Consider the following 12659-nt stretch of genomic DNA (forward strand, 5'->3'; position numbering starts at 1 on the left):
GTGAAATAATTGTGACATATAATGGTAATAATCTTCAATATTATGAAAATTATTATCACAATAGTGATATAGGAAAAACTTGGGATAGAATAAAGTTAATACATTATGATACTAAAAAGACTAGAACAATATATTCTAAAAAAGGATATCATGTGTATCCTGTATATTAAAATAGGAGGTAGGTATGTTAAAAGATGAATTATTAAAAAATATAGGTAAAACTATGAACATAAACACCAAAAGAAAAACAAAATATGATTTCAAAAATCTTAAATTAGTTGGAGTATATTATGATGAGGATTATCTTGAAACTTGGATGGCAAAATTTGATTTAGAAATATGTGGTTTAGAAATCGTAATAGATTGTATAGAATCAATAGATATATTAGATTAGAGCAACTGTAAAAGGTTGCTTTTTTTTTAGCTAATTAAGGAGGGATAAATGATATTAGATAAAGACTTAATAAGGCAAATACTACTGTATGTTGAAGAAAATGGAAATGATAAAATGCCAGTATATAACATTGAAATTGACGGATATACAGATGAAGAGATTAAGTACCATTTTAAACGATTATTAGAAGCAGATATTATTAATGGAGAAGTTGTAGGACTTCAAGGTAACAAGATCAGGTTTAATTGTTTAACTTGGTATGGTCATGAATACTTAGATAGCATAAGAGATAAAGGATTGTGGGAAAAGGTAAAAAGAGATATAGAGGTTTATGGTGTTAAAAGTGTTACTTTAGATATTATAAAAGCTTACGCAGAAAAAATAATTAAAGAAAAATTGGGAATATAAAAAAATATTGTCTTTGTAGCTAGACATTAAAGAAGCCTTTTTTAGTACATACAAAAATCATAAATAATACTAGAACTCACTAGAATAAAAAAGAAGAAAGGAATGATAAAGGTATGAAAGAAGAAATATTAAAGTTAGAAATTAGAGATAAAATTGGAACTAATTTAAAATAAAAGTGGAAAAAATATTTATTTTTTGTTAAAATTAGTTAATATTAATTTCAAAAAAGGAGATATTGAACAGTATGAAAAAAACATTCTTATTACTTGCATCGCTTATTACTTGTGCAGGATTTGCACATGAAGGCTATGTAAAAACAGGTATAAAAGTAGAAACTGAGTTTATACCTCGTACAAAAAATGAAGAAAAAAAGATAGATGAAAGTAAATTTTCATATAACAAAGTTATGTATGATGTTAACATTATAGATTTTAATATGAAATTTAAAAAATTAGGTCTTGATTTTGGGGGAGTAATAAAATCAAGAAGAAATAATTTAGAATTAAATGATTGGGACAATGATAAAAAACATACTGAAGATAGTGAAGCTCATGAAAAAAATCATGACTTAATGTCTAAGATGTATTTAACATATGAAAGCCCAGAATTTTTTGGATTGAAATCAAAGACAAAAATAGCATATTATCCAGATAAAGATATGTTTAAAAAAGATAATAAAATATTAGCTGAGTATATTGAAAATGAAAATGAAAAACAAATTGCAGGAAATTTTTTATTTGATACAAATTTGAGTGGAAAAATTAATAATAAAATTAATTTTAATACGAATTTAAAATATAAGGCTAATCAATTAGCAATTTTTGATAAAGATGAAGCATATATAAAATATGATGTTAAGGCAGATGGAGATATAAATGATAAGATAAATTTGTTAACCAAGTATGATTTAAATTATGATTTACATTTTGGTTCAAAGCCTTTTGATACATTTAAAACAGATTTGCCATCATATCCAGATTATTGGACAGGAAATTATGTTAAAAATTTAAAACATAATCTTGAGTTAAATGTAAAATATAAAGTAGACAAAAAAAATGAGGTTAATGTAGACTTTAAAACAACTATGCAACACTATCTACAAGGTGGAGAAACAAAAACACAAGGAATTCGAAATATATATTCAATTATAAATCCAGTACTTCGTTTAGGATATAATAGAAATATTTTAAAAGAACTAAAGCTTGGAGCAGAATTAGAAGAAAATTTTGAAATAAGAAAGGCTATTTATTTACCTGAAACTAAGGAAGAACCAAGAGATACAGATATATGGGCAGGATTAAAACCATATATAAATTTTGTCGCAAAGTATAAAAATAATTTTATTGATTATCAAGGAAGAATAGGTTATGCTTCAGGACTTACTTTAGCACCTATAATTACACATTTAGAAAATTTATCACATAGTGTTAAGACAGAAAATAAATTAGCAATTAATTATGAAATAAATGAAAAATCAAAATTAAATTCTAATCTTGAAGCAAATATTGAAATGCCAATAAAACATATTATGTTAGAACCAATTAATACAAAATTAAATGTTGATTTAAATTTTGAACATAAATTCAATGATAAGTTAAATTTAAACTTACAAATAAAAAACAAGTTGAATTTAAAATCACAAAAATCAGTTTTAGACTTAGATAATTATAGCGAAAATTTGAAATTATTTGGAAAAATCAACTATAATATTCATGATAATCTTAAATTAATTAATGAATTATCATATGAAAATAAAACAACCTTTAATTATTATATAGATTCAGATGAAAAAAAAGAAGATATTTCATATGTAAGAATTGATTCACAAAAGCAACTTATTTTTGCAAAGGGAGAATCAAAATTTCAAACACTTTTAAATAGATTTAAATTAGACACAAAATTAGATTATGAAAAGAAAATAAATGAACAACTTCTATTAAAAGCAGGATTAAATTTAAAAACAACCTTAGATTTATTTGCATTAAGAGAAAATAAGATTATGACATATAAGCAAGATGAAGTAGAAAGTAATATGGAAAAACCAAAGGCCTCTGATTATAAAAATTTACAATATAATATTGGTGGAAAAATAGAATTTATACCAAGTATAGGTTTAGAATATAAAATTATGGAAAAATTAATTTTAAGTTCAACAATAGCAAACAAGTTAGAATTTGGTAGAAAGGTTGTTAATCTTATAACAGAAGAAGATAGACCAGATAAAGATAGTTATGGTTATATAGAAAAAACTTTTGGCTTTAGAAGTTTAGCACCAAGTATAGAAATTAAATTAGAATATAGATGGTAGGTATAAAAATGAAAAAAAATATAATAATAGCATTAGGATTACTAGCATTAGTTTCATGTAGTAGTATAGATAAGACTGGATTACTGAAAAAAGAAGTTAAAGTAAAATTTGTTAAATCAAATAATTTTGATGATAAATTATATGAGCAAAAAGAAGGTAAGGAAAAATATTTAGATTTATTAAGTGCCAAAAATTTTGAATTTACAGGGGATTTTTTATACAAAGGAGAAAAAATAGCAATTGATAAGGAAATTTCTCCAGAATTAAAAATACTTTATGCTTTTTCTAAGAAAGTTAAGGATAAAAATTTAGTTTTTATTAAGATTCAAGATAAATTTGGTAAAACAAAAGATATTGAACTAAATCAAGAAGTTAGTGAAAAGGATTTACCACAAGTAAAAGATGGTATAAGATATAAAGATTTGAAAAAGAATAGTGATAATAGAATAAAATATTCTGTAATAACAATGGATAATTCAGAAGAAGAAAAAAAAGACTATTCAAAATACTATAAATTTGATAAATATGAAGACTTAGATGATTTAACAACGAATAAAAGAGCTTATGTTAGAACTTATACAAATGGAGATTTTGGTAATATATCAAAAGTTAATGTAGATTTTGGAGAAAAATTAGTTGATTATAGGGATAATTTGAATGAACTATTAACTAATCTATCAAAAACTACATTAAAATTTTCTAACGATGGTAAAACAATTGAAGGTGGCTTTAATACAGACTTAGTTAAAAAAATAGAAGCCAAAGAAAATGTAAAATTTGTAACAGAAATTTTGGATGAAGATAAACAAAGTATAGGTATACATAATATTTCAAGAAAAATAATAAAAGACGGAGTTGTAATTTTTGAAAAAAAAGAAAAAACATATGTGGCTTTTTCAGGAACAACTGTAGGAGTAACAGATTCAACTTTCTATGAAGTTTCTCCAGAAGTTGAAGCGAGAATGATAAGATATACTCCAAAAAATTTAGATTATTCTCCTAAAAAAAATCCTGAATTACAAGGTCTATTTCGTGAACATGGAACTACCGTAATAGGATCAATGATAGATGAAATAGCTTTAGGAGATGGTGATTGGTTTAATAAGCTACAAGTGCTATATATTCCAAAACAATTAGTTAGACAAGGTGCAAAGGGTAATTTAAAAATTGAATTCGATATAAAAAAAGAATTAACATATAATGAATTATCTAATCTTGTTCTAAATATAAGTCAAAGAAGTTTAACTGCAGCTTCAACAATTCAAAAAAATACAAATAGGGTTACTGATGAAAAATTAGATCAATTAATAAAAGAATTACTTGTATTACAAAAATATAATATGAAAATGGTAGTAGTTGATAAATTATTAAAATTAACAGATACTTCTAAGGTAACGAGTACTATTGAAAATGAAGCTGGTACATATTTGGCATTTATTTCAAATGGAGAACTTGAAGAAAATGAAAAAGATAAGATAAAAGAAGAATTTAAAAAATTTGTAAATGAAAAATATACTGAACTTAAGGCTTTAAATGATGAAAAAAGAAAAGAAAATATTAATAAAGGCTATAAGTCAATATATGAAGATCTTTTAAGATGCTATGAAGAATATTTTAATATAACAGAAGTAGATAATTTAAAACAAACAGATTTACATTTTGCAACAGTTTCTATGGGGGATAAAGATAATGGTAAATTAAGAAGAGATCCTTCAAAATATGTTGCAAAAATGCTTGAAGAAAATAAAAATATTAAAGCAATTAATATGTCATATGGGGCTGAACAAAGTTATTATGAATATGAATCAATAAAAAATATGACTCAAGAAGAAAAACAAAAAGCAGTTGATGAATATAATAAAAATGAAGAATTTAGAACAGCTGTAAAAATATGGCTTGCTTCAAATGATTATGGTCATATGGAAACATATCAAAAAGAATCAGCAGGTACTTTAGGAATACCAAGTGTTTTAAAATATTTTGAATCAAGAAATAAAATAACAGTAGCTGATTACCAAAAATTACTAGATTTGCGTATGTTAGAATTAAAGGCTGCATTAAATCATAATAAAGAATTAGTAAATACAAACTCTGATGTTTTATTTGTAGTATCTGCAGGAAATACAAAAAATAATGAAGGTAAAACAGATGTTGATTTATCTAGATTTAATCAAGATGGTTCAAAAGTTTTATATTTAGATCCAGATAAAAAATACTCACAAAATTTTGTTGATGTACCTCTATATTTAAATGATTTAGAAAAAGATAAAGCTAAAAAAGAAGGAAAAAAATATAAATATAACCCAAGTTATAGAAAGAACTTATTAAGTGTTGTTGGTTTAACAAATAATTTCTTGAGAAAAAATTCAACAGATAGTATTTCAGAAGAATGGGGCTTAATAACATTAAGTGGTGCATCAGCCCTTGAAAAGAAAGAATATGCTGTATTTATGCATGAAAGATTAGAACAACTTGAAAAAATTCTTTCTGATATTGAAAATAATCCTTCAAAATATCCTGAAAAATATAAAAATGAAATAAAAGCACAAATAAATACAATTAATAACTTAAGTATTATTGATAAAAATCATCCTATTGATCCAGATGGACGATTATCTAACTTTTCATTTGCAAGAGCTGGTAAGGCAAAATTATGGACAGTAGCTAGTGAAGGATGGTACGTATATAATAAAAAATTAACAAAGGAAGATAAAAAATATAATCCTGATGATACAAAGGATGTAAATGCTTTTTTAAATAATGACTATGTAGGTTCAAATTTTAATAATATTGGATCTAGTTTTGCAGCACCAAGAGTAACAGCAATAGCTGGAGTATTGTCAACAAAATTCCCATGGCTAACAGCACAACAAATAAAGCAAGTTATACTAACAACAGCTACAGATGATTATAGAATGAAAGTTGATGCTAAAACTAAAAAAGTAATAGGTATAGTTGGAAAGTATGGACCAGATGATGTTATTGGTTGGGGTATTGTAAATAAATATAAGGCATATTTAGGATTAGCAAGATTAACAAGAGCATTAACAATAGAAACAGGAAATGAAGATTTTATTGCAAATATTCCTTATGGTACATATGAATTTTCAAATGATATACAAGGAGCATTTGATCCATATTTATATGCTTCAAGTAGAAAAGAATCAAATCTAACTCAAATAGAAGGTATAATTTTACAAAATATTAGTAAATTTGATCCTTCATATGTTATGTCTGAACAATTTGATAAGGATAATCCAAAAATAATTGAAATTTTATCAAAAATTAATCAAACAAAAGGAGATATATATTCTAATATGTATCCAAAATTTGAAAAATATATGTCTACTTTAGAAGATTATGAAAAAGATATGTTTGTTGATGCAGGTCTAGTTAAAAAAGGAAAAGGAACATTAATTTTATCTGGAGATAATAAATATAAAGATCCTACTATAGTTGAAGAAGGTACACTGATTCTTAGAGGAAGTTCAACTTCACCAATTTTAATACATAAAGATGCAAAATTGAAATTAGATATGAAATATCTTGAAATTATCAAAAATGCTACTAAACAAAAAGAAACTGATCCAGACTATAATTCAAGTATAACAGCAGATGTTATTAATTATGGTAGTTTATATTCATATTCAACTTCAGATAGAATAAAAGCAACATATGCTCCAAAAAAAGATTCAAAGACATATATTGCATCTTTTGGGCATTTGGATATTGATAATTTAGATTTATCTGAAACAAATGAATTTGATTTTGATATATTCAGAAAAAAAGGAAGTTCTATATTCAATATAAGTTATGATGAAAATGAAAATGTAAAAAATGAAGATATTTATAGAAAAACTGTACTAACAATAAATAAACTTTCTAAAAAAGATGAATATAAAATAACTTTTGGTACTAGAGCGATTAGTCCATATGTTGATTTATTAATAGAAAAAGAAGAAATAGCTAATGATAAAGATAATATAAAAGTAAAAGCTACTTTAATTAAAAAAGAAATAAATCCTCAAAGTATGGAAACTGTTAATAAGATTATGGCAGAACTTAAAGGTAAGAAAGATAAATCATCTATTGAAAAAATTTGTAGTTTGTCAATGTTAAATGAAAATGATGAAGAAAAAATTAAGGCAAAATCTTTAGCAAATTCAGAAAGATTAGGTTATGAAATTGTAGATCTTAAAAATAGTAAAATATTAGAAAGATTGAATATAAAGGGAAATGTTGATAAATTTAATATTTACTTTGATTTGATGAATCAAAATAAATTCGACTTAGAATCAAATATAACAATCAATGGATTTAATTTAGGTTTTGAAAGAAATTCAAAATATAATAAATTCGGAGTAACTTTTAACTATACAAACTCAGTATTATTTGACTATAATAAAAAACAAAAGAAATTAGCTACAGCATTAGGTAATAATTTTGGCTTAAGTTTGTATGATAAATTTGAATATAATAAAGGATATGTTTCATTAATTCTAGGTTTTGATTATTTAAATAAAAAAATTGAAAGAGAAAAAGATAATTATTTAAATTCAAGTGATATAATAATGAATCTTAACTTAGAAGGAGGATATAAATTTGTATTACCAAAAAATGTATCAATAGAACCTTTTGTTGGAACAAATTTACTAGGTTATGTAAGAGGAAGTTTTGATGAAAATATTGAATTCGGTTATAAGGCAGATAGAGAAAAATATTTAAAAGCTAATATGACTATTGGTACTAGAGTAAGAGCACAAATAACAGATAGTTGGAATTTAGGTGGCTTTATATCTTATACAAAATATTTAACTGATCCAACACTTAAACTAAAAGCAACATTAAAAGAATATGATTTTAAGAACACAATTAAAGGTATTAGCCTAGAAGATAATTATATTAAATATGGTTTTGATGCTCGTAAAAAAATAAAAAATAATATGGAAATTCAAATATCATATATGGGTAAAAATATAAAAACACAAGGTCTAGGTTTAGGATTTAAGTATGAATTTTAGTGAGGTGAAAAAATGAAGAAAATTATTTTATTATGCACATTAATAGCTGGATTAACGGTTCAAGCCAAAAAACTTCCTGTATCTATTGAACTAGGTTTAGAAACTGGATATACTAAGGAATATATTTCTAAAAAAAGTTTTGATACAGTTGGACTTAAAAATATTTTTGATAAAGAATATAAAGCAAATGCAATGATTACAAAAGCAAATATTGATATAAAATATCCTATTAAATTGAAATATTTTAATATAAAGCTAGGTGGAGGTATTGCCGGATTTATAACTAATAAAGTAGCTAATGAATCATTTGTTAATAATGATGAAGAATACAAAAAATATATTGATTTTGAAAAAGATTTGTTAAATGAACAAAAAAATTTAGAAGATCTTTATGAAAAATTAGCTAATACTAAATATCTTTGTAGCATTAATGCTGAAAAATTAGAATATGAAGTAGAAACAAATCTTCCTTCTTTAAAAAGAAATTTAGCACAAAAAAGAAATTTAAAAACTAAAATAGAAAATGCAATAAAAAAATATCCAACAAAAGAAGCTGTAAAACAATTAAATGAAGCTCAAAAGAAAGCTGAAAAAGATGTTGATTATTATCAAGATAAAAAAGATAAATTATTTCAAGAAATGCAAGGTATTTTAGCTGAAGCATCTAAATATTCAACTAATCCAAACATTCAAAAAATTATTAAAGATGAAGATGAAAAGACTGCAGAAAAAAGATTGAAAAAATTTAATGAAAAAGAAAAAAAAGATATAAGAAATTTTAGAAAAAAATATCAAGATAAGAAAAATGAACGTGATAATGTGGCTCGTAAGTCTGCTGAAGCCTCTCGTAAAAAATTGGAATTACTTGATGAATTAATGCTAGCAGATGATGGAGCAGAAAAGCTTGCAAATTGTGTAAAAAATATAGCTGAAATAGAACAAAAAATTACTAAATCAAATGAAAATATTGAAAATTATAAGAAAGACAAAAAAATTGCAAAAGAAGAAAAGACAAAATTAAATAAAGAAAAAGAAAGCTTAGAAGAAAAGTTAAATACAAAATTAGAAGAAAGCAAAAAATTTGATAAAAAGAAGCTGGAAAATATTAGAACTTATGAAAAAGCCTATGATATTCTTAATAAAGAATTAGGGTATGGTTTTAGTAGTTATGGTGTAGCTGAAATTGAATATCAAGTATTAAAAGATTTAAAAGTATTTGCAAATACAAAATTAGGATTTTCAATAAAAAATAATCAATTGAACAAATTATGTAATATTTTGGAAAAAGAAGAAGCTATTGTAGATGGAGAAAAATATACTTATTTTAATAAAGAAAAAGTATTTAAAATTGATCCTTTATTTAATGTAGGAGTTGGACTTGATTATAAACATATCATATTTGAACTAAATAGTGGAAATAATGGATTAATAAATTTAAAATTAGCTTATGAATTTTAAAAATAAAGCCTAGATTTTTCTAGGCTTTTTTTATTCAATATAACTGATATGTTTTGTTGAAAGCTTGTATATAACATCTTTTCTTTCTACAATAATAATAACTTTTTTTTGTAAAATTTCATCTTCATATATTTTATTTAATAATTTCTTGGCAGGATTAATTGCATAGGGATGTCCAACTAATTTAAGCATAGATAAATCTCCTGTAGTGTCCCCATAAGAATAACATTTTTCTAAATCTAAATTATATTTATCAACATAAGATTTAATTGCTTTTTCTTTGCTTGGACTATCCCACATAGGTATTTGTTCACCAGTGTATACCTTATTTTTCTTAACATAAATTGTTGCAGAATAAGCATCAAAGTCTAGCTTTTTTGCCATTTTTTTAACAAGAAAATCTGGACTACCAGAAATTAAAATTAATTTATGTCCCATTTTTTTATGATAATCTATTGCATGTTTTGTGTAACGATAAAGTTTGTTAGCTTTTTTTTCGATTACCTCAGCTGCGATTTGATCAACGACATCTATGCTAATATTTTTTAAACCGTCAACATATTTATTGACTAGGTCTTCAAGATAAGTGTCATAATCGCCTTCTCTTTTTGCCCATTTTTCAAAATTTTTTTCTACTGATGAAGTCCAAGCATCCATACTTAAATTTCCTGATTTAATTAATAGTTTAAAATGTTCTATTAATAAGGAATTTCTGAATATTGTGCCATCAACATCAAAGAATGCTGCAATATTTTTCATATTATACCTCCATATTTGCTTAATTTTAGCATAGTAAAAAATATTTTTCAATATTCAAAAAAAACATAAAATATAATATAATAATACTCGGAGGTGAAATAAATTGAAAAAAACTGTTGGAAGCCTTGAAGTGATAACAGGGAGCATGTTTTCTGGGAAAAGTGAAGAACTTATCAGAAGAATTAGAAGAGCAAAATATGCTAAGCAAAAATTGTTAGTTTTTAGCCCTAAAATTGATAATAGATATGGAGAAAATGGTATATATTCACATAATCAAAATAATGTGAAAGCATATTCAGTAAAAGATGTAGATGAAATGTTGAAAATTTTATATGAAAATCCTGATGTTGAAGTTATAGGTATAGATGAAATTCAATTTTTTGACAAAAATGTTGTTGATTTTTGTAAAGAATGTGTAAAATTAGGAAAAAGAGTAATAGTTGCAGGATTAGATTTAGATTTTAAAGGTGATCCTTTTGCTCCCTTACCAGAACTTATGGCACTTGCAGATTTTGTAGAAAAATTATCTGCAATATGCACAATTTGTGGAAATCGTGCATATGCGAGTCAAAGATTAATAGATGGTAAACCAGCATTTGATGATGATCCCCTAGTTGCTGTAGGAAGTGTGGAAAAATATGAAGCTAGATGTAGATTACATCATATTGTAAAGAAAAGAAAGTCAATACAAGATGCAATAGAATTTATAATTTTAATGGATAATGAGGATATTGATATTAAGTCCATACAAAAATTAAAAAATTATGAATTTATAAGATTTGATATAAGTAAAAAAGTTAAAGATTTAAGAGATGAATTATTAAAAAAACATGAAGAAAATAAAAAATTAGCTGTTATTATAAAAAATAGTATTTCTACAAAAATAGAAGGTAACTATGAAATTATAGATTTACTTACAGAATTTGTAAAAATTTCAAATATTAATTTAGTTATAGTAAAAAATATAGAAAGCTTATTAACAACTTGTTCTTTATTGAATAAAGGTTCATTGAATATCTCAAAAATTTATTATACAGATGATAAAATAGATTTAAAACGAATAAAAGATAATACAGATGTAAATATGATAAAAATTTAGGAGGAATGATGAAAAAGTATTTAATATTAGCATTAGTATGTTTAAGTGCAAATTTATATGCTTCAAAAATAGTTTCAAAAGAAAGAAACTTTTTTGATAAAATTTTAATTTCAAAAACTGTAGAAGATAAAATAAATGGAAGATTTGATTATGAAAAAGACTTAGCAGTAGTATCAGATCAAAAATTTAGTAAAATATCAAGTGAAGAAGATGCTCAACAAGGTCTATATTCAATTATTACTTCTTATGCTTATGAGGATTTGAAAGAATATTTAAATAGAGCTAATTTAGTTGGTCCAGGATTTAATGAATATCAAATGAGTATTTTTTCTAAAGATGTTGCAAATAAGGTGATTAATCAAGAACTTTATACAGTTGCAGGTGTATGGCAAGATACAAAAACAAAAAATTATTATACACTATTGAAAATAGAAAAAAGTAAAATTGAACAATATGATAAAGAAATTTTCAAAGAAAGATTAGCTAAGATCATACAAGAACTTAAAAAATTGAAAGAAGGAATTTAAGTTGTTGAAGGTATGTAAATTATATAAAAAGTATGGTAATGTCATTGCAAACAATGATATTAATTTTCAGATAAATGATGGAGAATTTGTAATTATTTTAGGACCATCAGGAGCTGGAAAAAGTACATTGCTTAATATACTTGGAGGGATAGATGTAGCAACTTCAGGCGATATTATTATAGATGATAAGATAATATCAAAAATGTCTGAAAATAGTCTAACAAAGTATAGAAGAAATTATGTAGGTTTTGTATTTCAATTTTATAATTTAATGCCAAATTTAACAGCTCTTGAAAATGTTGAACTAGCATCTGAGTTAGTAAAAGATTCTATGGATGCTAAAGAAATACTTGAACAGGTTGGTCTAAGAGAGAGATTACATAATTTTCCACAAGAATTATCTGGTGGTGAACAACAAAGAGTTGCGATAGCTAGAGCTATAGCTAAAAAACCGAAAATCTTATTATGTGATGAACCAACAGGAGCATTGGATTATAAGACAGGGAAACAAATTTTAAAATTACTTCATAAAATTTGTCGTGAGACAAAGACTATAGTTATTGTTATAACACATAATAGAGCAATAGCACCGATGGCAGACAGAATAATAGAAATAAATGATGCAAAAGTAAAAAATGAATATGTAAATACTAATATTATTCCTATTGAAGAAATAGAGTGGTAA

General features: G+C 24.4%; 9 protein-coding genes. 8 read left to right on the forward strand and 1 reads right to left on the reverse strand.

The genetic code is table 11. From position 1 onward, the window contains the following. Nucleotides 1-184: 184 nt before the first annotated feature. The 5 genes from AWT65_RS03925 (at nt 185) to AWT65_RS03945 (ending at nt 9589) form a co-directional block, all read left to right on the forward strand. Nucleotides 185-394 carry a hypothetical protein gene (locus tag AWT65_RS03925; RefSeq protein ID WP_066728757.1) on the forward strand — a complete coding sequence of 70 codons (210 nt, stop codon included), beginning with the start codon at nt 185-187 and terminating at the stop codon, nt 392-394. Nucleotides 395-442: 48 nt separating this feature from the next. Beyond that, entirely contained in the window at nt 443-802 is a 360-nt protein-coding gene (locus AWT65_RS03930; RefSeq protein ID WP_066729578.1) for a DUF2513 domain-containing protein, read from the forward strand. A gap of 244 nt (nt 803-1046) precedes the next feature. Beyond that, complete coding sequence (locus tag AWT65_RS03935; RefSeq protein WP_066729580.1) at nt 1047-3110, forward strand: hypothetical protein; 2064 nt, start codon at nt 1047-1049, stop codon at nt 3108-3110. A gap of 8 nt (nt 3111-3118) precedes the next feature. Continuing rightward, on the forward strand, nt 3119-8131 hold the full coding sequence (locus tag AWT65_RS03940; RefSeq protein ID WP_066729582.1) for a S8 family serine peptidase: 5013 nt from the start codon (nt 3119-3121) through the stop codon (nt 8129-8131). A gap of 12 nt (nt 8132-8143) precedes the next feature. Beyond that, nucleotides 8144-9589: a hypothetical protein gene (locus AWT65_RS03945; RefSeq protein ID WP_066729584.1), complete on the forward strand. Its 1446-nt coding sequence runs from the start codon at nt 8144-8146 to the stop codon at nt 9587-9589. Between the two features lie 30 nt (nt 9590-9619). Here AWT65_RS03945 and AWT65_RS03950 read toward each other — a convergent pair whose 3' ends face one another. After that, nucleotides 9620-10348, reverse strand: coding sequence for an HAD family hydrolase (locus AWT65_RS03950; protein ID WP_066729585.1), 729 nt, complete (start codon nt 10346-10348; stop codon nt 9620-9622). A gap of 103 nt (nt 10349-10451) precedes the next feature. On the opposite strand from AWT65_RS03950, the gene AWT65_RS06795 reads away from it, so the two are divergent. Genes AWT65_RS06795 through AWT65_RS03965 form a run of 3 tightly spaced genes read left to right on the forward strand, consistent with a single transcriptional unit; the run spans nt 10452 to nt 12659 of the window. Continuing rightward, nucleotides 10452-11447 (forward strand): thymidine kinase, encoded by a 996-nt coding sequence (locus AWT65_RS06795; RefSeq protein ID WP_269744840.1) that lies wholly within the window; start codon nt 10452-10454, stop codon nt 11445-11447. Nucleotides 11448-11455: 8 nt separating this feature from the next. Beyond that, a complete protein-coding gene (locus tag AWT65_RS03960) occupies nt 11456-11974 on the forward strand; it encodes a hypothetical protein (protein ID WP_066729586.1) in 519 nt (172 codons plus the stop codon). Nucleotide 11975: 1 nt separating this feature from the next. Beyond that, nucleotides 11976-12659, forward strand: coding sequence for an ABC transporter ATP-binding protein (locus AWT65_RS03965; RefSeq protein WP_066729588.1), 684 nt, complete (start codon nt 11976-11978; stop codon nt 12657-12659).

The sequence above is a fragment of the Sneathia sanguinegens genome (assembly GCF_001517935.1).
Lineage (GTDB): Bacteria > Fusobacteriota > Fusobacteriia > Fusobacteriales > Leptotrichiaceae > Sneathia > Sneathia sanguinegens.